Origin of the sequence: Pseudomonas sp. PDM22, from assembly GCF_014851965.1 — a bacterium.
In the GTDB taxonomy this organism is placed as follows: Bacteria; Pseudomonadota; Gammaproteobacteria; order Pseudomonadales; family Pseudomonadaceae; genus Pseudomonas.
This window is the reverse complement of the sequence record NZ_JACVAR010000001.1, coordinates 1,007,225-1,020,191: the sequence shown is the minus strand read 5'-3', so window position 1 is coordinate 1,020,191 and position 12,967 is coordinate 1,007,225. Positions and strand designations below refer to the sequence as shown.

Here is a 12,967-nt window from a genome sequence, read left to right as displayed (position 1 = left end):
AGTGGCGACTCTCTTTGAGGGGTGGCAGAGGCGAGACACGGTGTGTCGGCATCGTGCGGGGCCCGACCAGGAGGCGTCCTTATAATCGGGGGGCGATTATAACGGCGAAACACAAAAAAAAGCTCTGCACCTTAGACTTTTTTCCTAGTGTCTACCCCTTGATTGACCATTTGTGCTCCCTCCCGGTGCGTCTTGCCTGCAGGTGGGTCAAGGCGGCCTATCGACGCGCGGCCAGGGAACCCTGAGAACGGGTTCCGCGTCCAATGGCCAAGCGCTATCTGACCGCGCTGCCCGCCGGTATACTGCCGGCCATCGCTTACCCCATGGAGAGATGAGCATGCTGCCTCGCCTGTTGCTCGGCTTTATCGCTGCCGCCAGCCTGACCTTGACCGGCTGCGCCCTCAGCCCGCAACAACTCAACCCGACGCCCGAGTTCAAGGGCCCGGTCGCCGCCGTTGGCCAGGGCCAGCCGGTGGTGGTGAAAGTCGTCGACGGTCGCCCGAGCACCGCGCTGGGTACCCGTGGTGGCCTGTATTCGGAAACCAGCCAGCTGACCGTGCGCAGCGAAGACGTGATCCCCAAGCTGCAGTTGCAGGCTGAAACCGCCGTGCGCCTGCTGGGCTTCACCCCGTCGGCCAACGCCTACAATGCGCCGCAACTGACCCTGACCCTGGCCGAGCTGAAGTACCAGTCGCCCAAGGAAGGCATGTACGTCACCGAGGCCGACATCGGCGCCACCTTCCGCGCCGACGTGCAGAGCGGCACCCGTCGCTACAGCGGCCGCTACGGCGCCTCGACCAACCAGCGTTTCGGCATGGCGCCCAACCAGGCGACCAATACCAAGCTGGTGAGCGACGTGCTCAGCGACGCGCTGACCCGCGTGTTCAAGGACCCGACCATCGGCCAGACGCTGAACCAGCGCTGATCGATCGGACATGAAAAAGCCCGCCGAATGGCGGGCTTTTTCATGGGCGCAGATCGGGGCGATCAGGCGGCCTGGCGGTACGGGTCGACCTCGAACGAACGCATGCGCTCGTCGGTTTCCGGCAGGTCCAGGTGTTCGTGGCCGCAGGCCTGGGTGTAGACGAGCCAGTGGTCGTCCTGGACGTTGAACGAGAGTTCGACGACCACGGCTTCGATTTCTTCCAGGTGTTCGATCAGGTAGGCGTTTTCGTGGGGGACGATGTCGAGCATGGCGAATCTCCTTGGCGAAAGACCGGGTTTGCAGAATTCGTTGAAGCCAGCAACGTGCCAGGACGCGGGAGAGGTCTTAGACCCTTTCTCGATAACTCTTACGCTCGTCGTAAATAAGCGTTGCGTGCTGGCTGCGATGGCGGCCCAGCGGATAAAATGCGCGTCGATTGTTTCTCATCCATGACGGGCCAAGCCCGTTCGTCCAGACTGACCCCGCTTTGCTTCGAAGTCGTTGGCGTGCAGTTCTGAAGCGGAGGTTGTGATGTCGCTGCAGGCGCTCTGGAGTCTTTTCCAGGCCCATCCCGGTCGTATCGTGAATGACCTGGCCTTGTTCTTCGCCCTGGCCGGAGGCTGGCTGTTGCTGGCGACCCGCCGCCGCGAACGCCTCGCCCTGGCGCGCCTGGCCGCCGAGAGCGAAATCGCGCCGGTGCCGCTGGACAGCGTCGAGCCGACCGCGCGGATGAACCGCTTCTTCTACCGTTTCGGTTTCGCCTGCATGGCCCTGGCCGTGACGGTGAGCTGGTACAGCACCCGGCTCTGAGTCATCAGTGAATTGAAAAAGGCGCCCGAGGGCGCCTTTTTTCATGCCTGCTGCTTGAGCCGGTACTGGTTCAGCACCGGGTTGGCGTACTGCAGGATCAGGTGGCCGCGCTGCTCCGCGGGGCATTCGCCCAGGCGGCGCTCCCATTCGGTGCGCGCACGCTGCAGTTCCTCGGCCTTGAACAGGGTCTCGGCGCGCGGCACGTTCAGCGCGGCGTCGCGCAGGTCGGAGGCCTCGTAGGCGAGGTAGTGCACCGGGAACAACCGGTAGTTGCCGAGAATCTGCCGGTCCAGCTCGGCGGCGAGCTGCTTGGCGTCGGCGAAGTCGCCGGTGATCTCCTCGCCGAAGTTGATGTGCACCCGGCCCTTGTAGCCGGTGATGCCCTGCACGATGCTGCGGTCGTCCTCGCCCGGCGCCTTCGTGTACTCGCCGGTGGTCGCGCGGGTGAACAGCTCGCGGGCCTTGGCGGCATCGCAGGGGTCGTATTCGTAGCTGATGGACACCGGGATCAGGTGCAGCTGGCGAACTACCTCGGCAAATGGCTCGTCCTTGCGGCTCATGTGGAACATCTTGAGGATCGCCGAATCGGTGCGGTCGTCACCATCCTTGGCGCGGCCCTCGGCCTGGGCGATCCAGATCGACTGGCCGTCCTGGCAGATCGAGTGATTGATGTAGGCCGAGAGGTTCTGGTACGCCGCCAGTTTCTCGCGCCGACCGCTGATCGAGCGGTGCACGATGAAGCTCTTGTTCAGGCGCATCAGGTCGCTGACGAAGGACTTCTGCAGCAGGTTGTCGCCGATGGCGATGCGCGGCGTCGGCAGCTTGGCGTGGTAGATCGCGTAGTTGCAGAAGGCCGGGTCGACCACGATATCGCGGTGGTTGGCGATGAACAGGTAGGCACGGCCGGATTGCAGGCGCTCGACGCCGGAATAGGTGACGCCGTCGGTGGCGTGCTCGATGGTCCGGTCGACGTAGGGCTCGACTTTGTGCTGCAGCTCGCTGACGCTGCGGATGCCGGTGACTTCGCGGGCCAGCCGATGGGCTATAAGAGGTCTGAGCAGCCAGCCGAACGGACCGGACAGACGCGGGAAACGGTAACGCGCCAGCGCGCCGAGGAAGGCGTCATCGCTCAGCAGGCGCTGCAGGACAGCCGGGACTTCGGCGTCGTTGTACGGTCGGATGGCTTCGAACTCGCCCATCATGCTCTCTATGAATTCTCGGGGTATCACGGGACAGGCCGCGAAATAGACGGCCCGGATGGGTATGCCGCCGACTCACCGGCCAGGCGGGCACCCAAAAAGACCGCGCGATTATAAACGGAAGTCACGGGGGAACCAGCGATGCTCGAAAGTCAGGACTATTCCTGTCCCTATTGCGGTGAGCCGGCCGAGGCCGTGCTTGACCTCTCCGGGGGCGACCAGAGCTACTATGAAGATTGTCCGGTGTGTTGCCGGCCGATCCTGTTCCAGCTCCACACCGACGGCGTGGACTGGACCCTGGAAGTCCAGCGCGAGGACGATTGATGCAGCGAATCTACGAACCCGCCGACCTGATCGAAGCCGAGCTGCTGGGCGGCATGCTGGCCAACGAGGGCATTTCGTCGCACCTGGGCGGACGCCATCTGGTCGGCGGCATCGGCGAGCTGCCGGGCCTGGGCCTGCTGCACCTGTGGGTGGAGGATGACGTGGCCGAGCAGGCGCGCGAACTGATCGCCGCGTACAATGCCGCGCAACCCTTGCCGGGCTGCGCCGACGATCACGAGGGCGGTCCCGGCGTCCTGCTTTGCTGACCTTCTCCCCCGACGAGTCCCAATGACCAGCCGCTACGCCCTGTTCCGCTGGAACCGCGAGCTTGCCGAAAACGCCGGCTTCCCTGCCGACCTGCAGCCGCAGTGGAACGTCGCGCCCGGCGCCCGCGTGCTCATGCTGCGCGAGGAGAACGGCGCGCGCCATGCCGACCTCGCGCGCTGGGGACTGACGCCGGCCTGGCTGAAGGACCTGTCGCGAACCCCCGCCCATGCCCGTACGGAAACCATCGTTGAGCAGCCGATGTTCCGCGATGCCTTCGCCCAGCGTCGCTGCCTGCTGCCGGCCAATGGCTTCTATGAGTGGCTCGGCGTGCGCAAGCGGCCGCACTGGGTTTCCGGAGGCGGGTTGATCTGTTTTGCGGGGGTGTGGGAGGCGTATCCGGTGGAAGGCCACACCTATTACAGCGTGGCGATGCTCACCCAGGCGGCGGGCGATATGCGCCGGCCGCTGATTCTCGATGTGCAGGAGCAGGCGCAATGGCTGTCGAACGAGACGCCCGCCGCGCGCTTGCTGGAACTGCTGCAGTTGCCTCAGGCGCGGCTGCGCGTGCAGGCGCTGGCGAACTTCGTCAATGATCCGGCCTGCAATGGGCCGGAGTGCCTCACCCCCGCCTGACGACGCACCCCAAGGATCAAGAGCCCCTCACCCTAACCCTCTCCCGCAAGCGGGAGAGGGGACCGTTCGGTGCAGGATGAAACCATGGCATCAGCCGGCACGATCTGCCCCCTCTCCCTCAGGAGCGGGGCGCGCAGCCAGGGCTGGGGTGAGGGGGCGCACTGGCACGGCCTTTCAGATGAAGACAGTTGCTCCGATGCGATCAGTGCGCAGGGCTGGATCTACACCTTGAACTGATTCACCAGCCGGCGCTGCTGCTCGGCCAGCTTGGTCAGCTCGGCGCTGGCCTGGGAGGCCTCGTCGGCGCCGCCGGCCACCTGGTTGGCGACCATGCCGATGTTGCTGACGTTGCGGTTGATGTCCTCGGCTACCGCGCTCTGCTCCTCGGCGGCGCTGGCGATCTGGGTGTTCATGTCGTTGATCACCGACACCGCCTGGGTGATCGACTCCAGCGCCTGGGCCGCCTCGCCGGCGTGGCGCACGCTGTCCTCGGTCTTGTCCTGGCTCTGCTGCATCACGTGCACCACTTCGCGGGTGCCGTTCTGCAGCTGCTGGATCATCGACTGGATTTCCTCGGTGGCCTGCTGGGTCTTCTGCGCCAGGTTGCGCACCTCGTCGGCGACCACCGCGAAGCCGCGGCCCTGTTCACCGGCGCGGGCAGCCTCGATGGCGGCGTTAAGCGCCAGCAGGTTGGTCTGTTCGGCGATACCGCGGATGGCCACCAGGATCGCGTTGATGTTCTCGCTGTCGCGGGCCAGCGACTGCACCACGCCCACGGCGCGGCCGATCTCGCTGGCCAGCGCCTGGATCGCCGTGGAGCTGCTCTCGACGATGCGCTTGCCGTGGTGCGCGGCCTGGTCGGCATGGTTGGCCGCTTCGGCTGCATGGGTGGCGTTGCGCGCCACGTCCTGGGCGGTGGCGGTCATCTCGTGGACGGCGGTGGCCACCAGCTCGATCTCCGCCAGCTGCTTCTGCACGCCCTGGTTGGTGCGGATGGCGATGTCAGCGGTGTGCTCGGAGGAGTCGCTGACGTGCTGCACCGAGGTCACCACCTGGCCGATCATGCCCTGCAGCTTGCCCAGGAAGGTGTTGAAGCCCTTGGCGATGGAGCCCAGTTCGTCGGCGCGGTCGCTGGTCAGGCGGCGGGTCAGGTCGCCTTCACCCTGGGCGATATCGTCGAGCATGCCGACCAACTGGCGCAGCGGGCGGGCGATGCCATGGCCGACCAGCCAGATCACGGCCAGGCCGATAGCGGCGATCAGCAGGCCGACCAGGGTCATGCCCAGGGTGTCGCTGTCGCGTTGGGATTTCAGGTCGCTCTGCAGCTGGTTCAGGTCGCCCAGCACGGCTTCCTGCGGCAGTTGCAGCATCAGGGTCCAGCGCGCGCCGGAGTCGGCGATGGTGAAGGGCAGGAACAGCTCGATATGGCCGTGTTCCTTGTCCACCGAGGTCAGCGGCTGGTCGAGGGTGAGCTTGGCCAGGTTGGCCACTTCGCTGGCGTCCAGCACGCTGCTGGCGGGTTCGCCGAGCTTGGCCGGGTCCTTGGTGTAGGCGACCAGGCGGCCGTTGGTGGAGATCAGCGCCATCTCGCCGGCGCCGTCATAGAGCTGGCTGTCGGCGGTCTTGAGCAGGTCCTGGATGAAGTCCAGCGACAGGTCCACGCCGACGGTGCCCTTGAACTGGCCCTTGACCATGATCGGCGCGTTGAACGAGGACATCAGCACCATCTTGCCGGCCATCTCGTAGGGCGCCGGGTCGATGATGCAGGGCTGGTGCTTCTCTTTCGGACACAGGTAGTACTCGCCTTCGCGCACGCCGGTAGGCTGCATTTTCTGGCTTTCCAGGGTGTCGCCCATGGCTTCCACGGTCAGGCCGCCGTCCTTGCGGTACCACCAGGGCATGAAGCGGCCGCTGGCGTCGTAGCCGGGCAGGCCGGAGTACTGGCTGTCGTTGCCGGCGAAGGCGTTGGGTTCCCAGCCGGCGAAGGCGTCGAGCAGCTTGGGGTTCTGCGCCACGGTCTGGCGCAGCAGGTTGGACATGCCGGCGCGGCCTATGCCCAGCAGCGGCTGGCCGTTGGCGTCGGTTTCGTCGAGCAGGGCGTTGGTGTTGGCGAGGTCGCGGGCAACGGTGAGCGGGTATTCCAGTTCGCGCTGGATTTGCGCGACCTGGCCGCGCGCGATCGCCACCAGGCGATCGTTGATCACCTGCTCGAGCAGTGCCTGGGTACGCTCCTGCACCAGCGCCTGGGTCCGCGAGCCGGCGAACAGCGCGTAAAGCACCAGCGCCGCGACCACTGCCAGAACGCTGGCACCTGCCAACGCCACCACGGAAAACTGGATCGACTTGAATTTCATACGGGTACCCGGAATGCGCCAGAGGTCTGCGTGTCTATCTGTATCGGCAGGTCCGGGGATTTTCCTTAGGCGGCCGTTGTAATGGGTTGTAACGCGGCTGTTCGCCGCCTGTCGCAGGATTGTCGGCGCTGACCGGGAGGTCTAGCATGTGATGTCAAAATGAAATTATCTGGCCGTGGCGAGCGCCTCGACATCCTGGTTTCCAGGGTGAAATCAGACGCTGGCCGCGGCTAGCTCGCGGGTGTGGATCGCAGGCGCGATGCCGCGCACCGCGTACGCCACGACAGGCGCCCCCGGCACCTTCCGATGCGTCGGTGCGGTTTCCTAAGTCACTGCTGCGCCGGCTGTTTCCTGCCAGTTGCCGGGCATCGGGGGTGGGCCTACCATGCGCGCTGTCCGTGGGAGATTGCATTGTTTCGGGAGAGCAACATGCCCAGAGTTTTTCGTGTCGCAGGCCTGGCCGCAGCCCTGCTGCTCACCGCTTGCCAGCAGGTGAACACCACCAGCAGCGGTGTCGTCGGCGTCGATCGCAAGCAGAACATGTTCAGCATGCTGTCCAGCGCCCAGGTCGACCAGATGTATGCGCAGTCCTACCAGCAGACCCTCGGTGAGGCCTCCAAGGCCGGCAAGCTGGATGCCAGCAGCAATGACGCCAAGCGCGTGAAGGCCATCGCCGCGCGGTTGATCCCGCAGACCGGCGCCTTCCGTTCCGACGCGCCGTCCTGGCAGTGGGAAGTCAACGTGATCAAGAGCGACGAGCTCAACGCCAACTGCGGTCCGGGCGGCAAGATCATCGTCTACACCGGGCTGATCGATCAGCTCAAGCTCACCGACGACGAGCTGGCCGCGGTGATGGGCCACGAGATCGCCCACGCCCTGCGTGAGCACGGCCGTGAAGCCATGTCCCGCGCCTATGCGGAGCAGATGGGGCTGGGCATTGGCGGCGCGCTGCTGGGGCTGGGTCAGAGCAGCGTGGACATGGCCCACCAGGTGGTCGAATACAGCCTGACGTTGCCCAATAGCCGGCAGAATGAGAACGAAGCTGACCTGATCGGCCTGGAATTGGCGGCGCGAGCCGGTTATAACCCCAACGCCGCGATGACCCTGTGGCAGAAGATGGGGCAGGCGTCGAACGGTGAAGCTCCGCCGGAAATCCTCAGCACGCACCCGGCGGACAGTACGCGGATGGCCAACCTGCAGGCCGCCATCCCGAAGGTCATGCCGCTCTACGAGCAGGCCAAGACCCGCTGAACAGTGTTTTTGCAGCAGGGGTTCGTGATTCTCTCGAACGGCCAGGAGCGGCGTAAGGTTGCGCCGCTTTATCCAGTGAACAGGGAGCACCCGTGAAAATCGCTGTACTCGGAGCCACCGGGCTCCTGGGCCACCACGCCGCCCGCGCGATCAAGGCGGCCGGCCACCAGCTGGTGCTGATCCACCGACCCTCGTCGCAGATCCAGCGCCTGGCCTACCTCGAGCCTGAGTGCCGGGTAGCCGAACTCTTCGATCACCAGGGCATGGCCCGCGCGCTCAGCGGGCTCGACGCGGTGATCTTCAGCGCCGGTTACTACCCGGTGCGCCCGCGTCGCTGGCAGGAGGAAGTGGCCAGCGCACTGGACCTGACCAATCATTTCTACGCCGCCTGCCTGCAGGCGAAAGTACCGCGTATCCTCTACGTCGGTTCGGCCTTCGCCATGCCTTCGCACCCTCAGGGGCTGCCGGGCCATGAGGGGCTGTTCTACGAAGGCCTGCCCACCGGCAAGAGCGCCTACGTGATGTGCAAGTGGGCGCTGGACGAACAGGCCCGCGAACAGGCCCGTGGCGGCCTGCCGGTGGTGATCGGGATTCCCGGCATGGTGCTGGGCGAGCTCGACATCGGCCCGACCACCGGGCGCCTGATCACCGCCATCGGCCGCGACGAGATGCTGCACTACGTGCCGGGCCGGCGGAACGTCATCGATGCCTCCGAGGCCGGGCGTGGTCTGCTCAAGGCGCTCGAGCGAGGCCGGGTGGGGGAGCGTTACCTGCTCACCGGGCACAATATCGAGATGGGCGAGCTGACCAGCACCATCGCCAAGCTGCTGGGCAAGCCGGCGCCGACCCCGATGCCGCTGCACCGCGCCCGCGCGCTGGCGACCCTGGGCCGCTGGCGCTACCGCCTGACCGGCAAGATGCCGCTGCTGGACGACACCGCCATCGAGGTGATGGCCGGCGGGCAGTTCCTCGACGGCCGCAAGGCCCGCGAGGAGCTGGGCTTCGAGTCGCATGTGCCGCTGGAAGACACGCTGGAGCGGGCCATTTCCTGGTTCCACGCCAACGACTACCTCTGACTTCGGCTGTCTTTGTAGGAGCGAGCTGTTACGGAGCTCCCCGCGAGAGCCGTATGTGCCGCGTAGAGCGTGGAAGTGAATGAAAAAAGCCCGGCTCATGGCCGGGCTTTTTCATTGTCAGGGCAGCGCCTTCTCCGCAAAGGGCCGGTTGGGCAGCCCCATCTGCGCGCGGAAGCTTTCCATGTCGAACAACGTGCACAGCTCCTGCACCTGGTTCTGGCTGTTGAAGGTCCAGAAGCCCATGGCCGAGATACTGACGATGCGGTCGCTGGCCGGGTAGCCCAGCACCGGGCGGGCGATGCTGCCCATCAGGGTGCTCCAGGTGAAGACCTTGTTGCCCTCGCGGATGCATTCCTCCACGGCCACTTCCAGGTCCTCCATGCCACTGCGGATCTCCTCCACCAACGCCCGGTAGCCGGCGTTGTCCAGCGGCTGGGCGGTGAAGGCGCTCTTGTAGATGAAGTCCGGGCTGTGCAGCTGCTCCACCAGCGCCAGGTGTCCCTTGTTCCAGGCAAGGTCGATGTGGTGGCGGGCGACTTTCTTCAGGTCTTTTTCCGGCATGGCGACATCCTTTGTCGTGGGAGGCTTCAGGCGCCACTGTGTATCGCGGGCGATACACAGGCATTGGCCGGCGCGCCAGCCTCCCGACGAAAGCGGCCGGTCAGAACACTCCGGAGAGCTTGAGCGCGTGGTACACGGCAGCCAGGCCGAGGATGGCGAAGGCGGCGGCGGCCAGGCGGCGGATCAGGTTCAGCGGCAGGCGCTCGGCGGCGAAGTTGCCCGCCAGGACCACCGGTACGTTGGCGATCAGCATGCCCAGCGTGGTGCCGATGACCACCAGCCAGAAGTGCGGGTACTGCGCGGCCAGCATCACGGTGGCGACCTGGGTCTTGTCGCCCATCTCGGCGAGGAAGAAGGCGATCAGGGTGGTGAGGAACGGACCGAATTTCTTCAGCGAACCTTCTTCGTCGTCATCCAGCTTGTCCGGAACCAGGGTCCAGCCAGCGACCGCCAGGAAGCACACGGCCAGCACCCAGCTCAGCGTGCTTTCCGAGAAGAACGAGGCGACCCAGCTACCGACGGCACCGGCGGCGAAGTGGTTGGCCAGGGTGGCGGCGATGATCCCGGCGATGATCGGCCAGGGCTTGCGGAAGCGCGCGGCGAGGACGAGCGCGAGCAATTGCGTCTTGTCGCCGATTTCCGCGAGGGCAACGATCAGGGTGGGGACGAAGAGGGATTCCATCAGACTTCCTAAGGGGGCGGGTCGACTAATCACCATGACACGCGCCACCTGCCCGCCCCGGGTCAGGTTGCTCGTGTCATAGGTCTTGTCAAACCCCGGCCTGAACGCTGCAGGCCTGGATCGTACGCGCCATGGTCTGTGGACCAAGTGTGTTGACGCGTACCGGGCGAGCAGGGCGCTCGCGGGAGACTACTCCCCTAGGACGGGGCGCATTCTGCCCAAGTCCCGGGACTTGGGCAAGCCTGCGCGTCGGATCAGTCGCGTGTGGGGCGGATGTCCATGTCTTCGTAGCGGATGAAGCGGGTGCCGTTCTTGAAGCGGTAGCCCAGCCAGATCGCCAGGAACAGCGGGATGGTGATGTAGGTGGCGACCAGCCCGGCCCAGTCCACGTGCTCGCCGACGAAGGCCTGGTAGTTCTGCCCCAGGGTGATGATCAGGCACAGGGTGAAGGCGAACAGCGGGCCGAGGGGAAACCACTTGGCGCGGTAGGGCAGGTCGTTGAGGTTGCCGCCCTGCAGGACGAAGCCCTTGCGGAAGCGGTAGTGCGACACGGCGATGCCCAGCCAGACGATGAAGCCGCACATGCCCGAGGCGTTGAGCAGCCAGGTGTAGACGGTCTTGTCGCCGATGAAGCTGGTGAGGAAGCACAGTGCGCCGATCAGCGTGGTGGCGTAGAGGGCGTAGCGCGGCACGCCGCTCGCGGACACCTGGGTGAACAGGCGCGGTGCCTTGCCCTGGGTGGCCATGGTGTAGAGCATCCGGGTCGAGGCGTACATGCCCGAGTTGCCCGCCGAAAGGATCGCCGAGAGGATCACCGCGTTCATCACGCCCGCCGCGGCGGCGAGGCCCGCGCGCTCGAACAGCAGGGTGAAGGGCGAGGTGCTGATGTCGCTGCTGTCGGTCTTGAGCAGGTTCGGATCGGTGTAGGGGATCAGCATGCCGATGACGAAGATCGACAGGATGTAGAACATCAGGATTCGCCAGAACACCTGGCGAATGGCGATGGGAATGGACTTCTGCGGGTTCTCCGACTCGCCCGCGGCGACGCCGATCAGCTCGGTGCCCTGGAAGGAGAAGCCGGCGATCATCGCCACCCCGATCATCGCCTGCAGGCCGCCGACGAAGGGTGCGTCACCGCTGGTGAAGTTGCTGAAACCGGGGCTGTCGATGCCATGCATGATGCCGATGATGCTGGCCAGGCCGATGCCGATGAAGATCACCACGGCCACCACCTTGATCAGCGCGAACCAGAACTCGCTCTCGCCGAAGCCCTTCACCGAGAAGAAGTTGAGCATGAACATGATGGCCAGGAAGCCGGCGCTCCAGTACATGCCCGAGACCTCCGGGAACCAGAACTTCATCACCAGCTGCGCCGCCACCAGCTCGGCGGCGATGGTCACCGCCCAGTTGTACCAGTAGTTCCAGCCCATGGCGAAACCGAAGCCATCGTCGATGAAACGGCTGCCATAAGTGCAGAACGAGCCGGAATCAGGAATGTAAGCCGCCAGCTCGCCGAGGCTGGTCATGAGGAAGAACACCATCAGGCCGATCAGCGCGTAGGCCAGCAGCGCACCGCCGGGGCCGGCAGTGGCGATGGTGCTGCCGGAGGCGACGAACAGGCCGGTGCCGATGGAGCCGCCGATGGCGATCATGTTCAGGTGGCGCGGCTTGAGGGAGCGCTTCAGATGATGCGGCTTCTCCTTCGGCCCCATGGCGAAAGTCAGTTCGACGTCATCTCTAATTCTTCGGTTCACGGGTGTCCTCGATAGTTCAGGGCGAGCGGCGATGCGCCGATCCAGCGGGCTCGGTGGAGTGTAGTGCGAGCCTTGGATCAGCGCCGGGCGCTGTAGATACGGAAGCCGTCGGCCTCGGCCAGGGTGCGGCAGGGGCCCAGGTGCTGTTCGATCAGCGGCGGGTATTTCAGGAAGCTGTTGGCCACCAGGCGCAGCTCGCCGCCCGACGCCAGGTGGCGTGCCGACTGGCGCAGCAGGTGTTCGGTGGCGGCGTAGCTGGTGTGCACGCCCTGGTGGAAGGGCGGGTTGCTGACGATGGCAGCAAGGCCTTCCGGTGCGGCGTCGATGCCGTCGCCGGCGATCACTTCACCCTCCAGGCCATTGGCGGCCAGGGTCAGGCGGCTGCTCTCGACGGCGAAGGCGTCGACGTCCAGCAGGGTCAGGCGGCTCTGTGGATAACGTCGCTTGAGCGTGGCGCCGAGCACCCCGGCGCCGCAGCCGAAGTCCAGCACGTGGCCGGCTGGCAGCTTGTCCAGGTGTTCCAGCAGCAGCGCGCTGCCGCGGTCCAGGCGACCATGGCTGAACACGCCTGGCAGGGTGATGACCTGCAGCGGGCCATCGGCCAGTGGCAGTTCGTAGCGTTGCGCGAGGGCATGCAGGTCCGGCGCGGTCGGCGCGCCGTCGATGTGCGTGTGCCACAGCTGGCAGTGGCGGGCGCTGTCCAGCTTGCTGGCGCGGCCGAACTCACCGAGCTGCTTGCTGGCGCGTTCGACGCCGGCGCGTTTCTCGCCGACCAGGTACAGCTCGCCGTCCGGCACGCAGCTGGCCAGCGCGGCGAGCAGGTAGTCGGTCAGCTCGCGGGACTTGGGCAGGAACAGCACGGCCGCGTCGAACTGGCCGGCAGGCGGTGTGGCGCCGAAATGGCAACGGCCGGCGTAGCGGCTTTCGAGTTGCCGGGCTTCGCCGGCATGCCAGCTCCAGCCCTGGGCCTGCGGCAGCTCGCCGAGCAGGCCGTCGGCAGGCAGGCCGGCGAGCAGCACGCGGCCCTGGAAGCGCTCGATCTGGCGCAGCAGCACTTCACTGGTGGGGGCGTTGGACATGCGGCCTCCTGGCGAAAAAGGGCGCGAGTTTAGCAGGGCTGCCGCGGCCGAG

General features: G+C 65.8%; 14 protein-coding genes and 1 riboswitch. Of the genes, 7 read left to right on the top strand and 7 right to left on the bottom strand.

Annotated features, from left to right (window positions below):
* Positions 1 to 337: 337 nt before the first annotated feature.
* On the top strand, positions 338 to 925 hold the full coding sequence (locus IB255_RS04935) for a YajG family lipoprotein (protein ID WP_081516300.1): 588 nt from the start codon (positions 338 to 340) through the stop codon (positions 923 to 925).
* Positions 926 to 987: 62 nt separating this feature from the next.
* Here IB255_RS04935 and IB255_RS04930 read toward each other — a convergent pair whose 3' ends face one another.
* The gene (locus IB255_RS04930) at positions 988 to 1,194 is read right to left on the bottom strand and encodes a hypothetical protein (RefSeq protein WP_081516299.1); all 207 of its coding nucleotides are present in this window, start codon (positions 1,192 to 1,194) and stop codon (positions 988 to 990) included.
* 262 nt (positions 1,195 to 1,456) lie between these two features.
* On the opposite strand from IB255_RS04930, the gene IB255_RS04925 reads away from it, so the two are divergent.
* Positions 1,457 to 1,735: a hypothetical protein gene (locus IB255_RS04925; protein WP_081516298.1), complete on the top strand. Its 279-nt coding sequence runs from the start codon at positions 1,457 to 1,459 to the stop codon at positions 1,733 to 1,735.
* A 41-nt stretch (positions 1,736 to 1,776) separates the two neighbouring features.
* Here IB255_RS04925 and IB255_RS04920 read toward each other — a convergent pair whose 3' ends face one another.
* Positions 1,777 to 2,937, bottom strand: coding sequence for a 1-acyl-sn-glycerol-3-phosphate acyltransferase (locus IB255_RS04920; protein WP_151188253.1), 1,161 nt, complete (start codon positions 2,935 to 2,937; stop codon positions 1,777 to 1,779).
* Positions 2,938 to 3,075: 138 nt separating this feature from the next.
* Between IB255_RS04920 and IB255_RS04915 the strand changes: the two genes are divergently transcribed.
* Genes IB255_RS04915 through IB255_RS04905 form a run of 3 tightly spaced genes read left to right on the top strand, consistent with a single transcriptional unit; the run spans position 3,076 to position 4,158 of the window.
* Positions 3,076 to 3,258, top strand: a complete 183-nt coding sequence (locus IB255_RS04915; protein ID WP_081516296.1) for a CPXCG motif-containing cysteine-rich protein — start codon at positions 3,076 to 3,078, stop codon at positions 3,256 to 3,258.
* Positions 3,258 to 3,524, top strand: a complete 267-nt coding sequence (locus tag IB255_RS04910) for a DUF2007 domain-containing protein (RefSeq protein ID WP_081516295.1) — start codon at positions 3,258 to 3,260, stop codon at positions 3,522 to 3,524. Before IB255_RS04915 ends, IB255_RS04910 begins: the two co-directional genes overlap by 1 nt.
* Positions 3,525 to 3,546: 22 nt before the next feature.
* The gene (locus tag IB255_RS04905) at positions 3,547 to 4,158 is read left to right on the top strand and encodes an SOS response-associated peptidase (RefSeq protein ID WP_192209838.1); all 612 of its coding nucleotides are present in this window, start codon (positions 3,547 to 3,549) and stop codon (positions 4,156 to 4,158) included.
* A 221-nt stretch (positions 4,159 to 4,379) separates the two neighbouring features.
* Here the strand turns inward: IB255_RS04905 and IB255_RS04900 are convergent, their stop codons facing one another.
* Positions 4,380 to 6,512, bottom strand: a complete 2,133-nt coding sequence (locus tag IB255_RS04900) for a methyl-accepting chemotaxis protein (RefSeq protein ID WP_151188251.1) — start codon at positions 6,510 to 6,512, stop codon at positions 4,380 to 4,382.
* A 429-nt stretch (positions 6,513 to 6,941) separates the two neighbouring features.
* Here IB255_RS04900 and IB255_RS04895 point away from each other — a divergent pair, with 429 nt between their 5' ends.
* Positions 6,942 to 7,763, top strand: a complete 822-nt coding sequence (locus IB255_RS04895) for a M48 family metallopeptidase (RefSeq protein WP_151188250.1) — start codon at positions 6,942 to 6,944, stop codon at positions 7,761 to 7,763.
* Between the two features lie 92 nt (positions 7,764 to 7,855).
* A complete protein-coding gene (locus IB255_RS04890) occupies positions 7,856 to 8,839 on the top strand; it encodes an NAD-dependent epimerase/dehydratase family protein (protein WP_081516291.1) in 984 nt (327 codons plus the stop codon).
* Positions 8,840 to 8,956: 117 nt separating this feature from the next.
* Here IB255_RS04890 and IB255_RS04885 read toward each other — a convergent pair whose 3' ends face one another.
* The 4 genes from IB255_RS04885 to IB255_RS04870 form a co-directional block, all read right to left on the bottom strand.
* Positions 8,957 to 9,400, bottom strand: a complete 444-nt coding sequence (locus IB255_RS04885) for a ketosteroid isomerase-related protein (protein WP_045210962.1) — start codon at positions 9,398 to 9,400, stop codon at positions 8,957 to 8,959.
* 100 nt (positions 9,401 to 9,500) lie between these two features.
* Entirely contained in the window at positions 9,501 to 10,082 is a 582-nt protein-coding gene (locus IB255_RS04880; protein ID WP_192209837.1) for a TMEM165/GDT1 family protein, read from the bottom strand.
* 6 nt (positions 10,083 to 10,088) lie between these two features.
* A riboswitch (yybP-ykoY riboswitch) is annotated at positions 10,089 to 10,292 on the bottom strand.
* 44 nt (positions 10,293 to 10,336) lie between these two features.
* Positions 10,337 to 11,794 carry an amino acid permease gene (locus IB255_RS04875; RefSeq protein WP_081516289.1) on the bottom strand — a complete coding sequence of 486 codons (1,458 nt, stop codon included), beginning with the start codon at positions 11,792 to 11,794 and terminating at the stop codon, positions 10,337 to 10,339.
* A gap of 119 nt (positions 11,795 to 11,913) precedes the next feature.
* Complete coding sequence (locus IB255_RS04870) at positions 11,914 to 12,915, bottom strand: class I SAM-dependent methyltransferase (protein WP_192209836.1); 1,002 nt, start codon at positions 12,913 to 12,915, stop codon at positions 11,914 to 11,916.
* Positions 12,916 to 12,967: the final 52 nt, after the last annotated feature.

Excerpts from the sequence above, each read along its gene's own strand:
- IB255_RS04935 (WP_081516300.1), top strand. The coding sequence starts at position 338 with ATGCTGCCTCGCCTGTTGCTCGGCTTTATCGCTGCCGCCAGCCTGACC.
- IB255_RS04930 (WP_081516299.1), bottom strand. The coding sequence starts at position 1,194 with ATGCTCGACATCGTCCCCCACGAAAACGCCTACCTGATCGAACACCTG.
- IB255_RS04925 (WP_081516298.1), top strand. The coding sequence starts at position 1,457 with ATGTCGCTGCAGGCGCTCTGGAGTCTTTTCCAGGCCCATCCCGGTCGT.
- IB255_RS04920 (WP_151188253.1), bottom strand. The coding sequence starts at position 2,937 with ATGATGGGCGAGTTCGAAGCCATCCGACCGTACAACGACGCCGAAGTC.
- IB255_RS04915 (WP_081516296.1), top strand. The coding sequence starts at position 3,076 with ATGCTCGAAAGTCAGGACTATTCCTGTCCCTATTGCGGTGAGCCGGCC.
- IB255_RS04910 (WP_081516295.1), top strand. The coding sequence starts at position 3,258 with ATGCAGCGAATCTACGAACCCGCCGACCTGATCGAAGCCGAGCTGCTG.
- IB255_RS04905 (WP_192209838.1), top strand. The coding sequence starts at position 3,547 with ATGACCAGCCGCTACGCCCTGTTCCGCTGGAACCGCGAGCTTGCCGAA.
- IB255_RS04900 (WP_151188251.1), bottom strand. The coding sequence starts at position 6,512 with ATGAAATTCAAGTCGATCCAGTTTTCCGTGGTGGCGTTGGCAGGTGCC.
- IB255_RS04895 (WP_151188250.1), top strand. The coding sequence starts at position 6,942 with ATGCCCAGAGTTTTTCGTGTCGCAGGCCTGGCCGCAGCCCTGCTGCTC.
- IB255_RS04885 (WP_045210962.1), bottom strand. The coding sequence starts at position 9,400 with ATGCCGGAAAAAGACCTGAAGAAAGTCGCCCGCCACCACATCGACCTT.
- IB255_RS04880 (WP_192209837.1), bottom strand. The coding sequence starts at position 10,082 with ATGGAATCCCTCTTCGTCCCCACCCTGATCGTTGCCCTCGCGGAAATC.
- IB255_RS04875 (WP_081516289.1), bottom strand. The coding sequence starts at position 11,794 with ATGGGGCCGAAGGAGAAGCCGCATCATCTGAAGCGCTCCCTCAAGCCG.
- IB255_RS04870 (WP_192209836.1), bottom strand. The coding sequence starts at position 12,915 with ATGTCCAACGCCCCCACCAGTGAAGTGCTGCTGCGCCAGATCGAGCGC.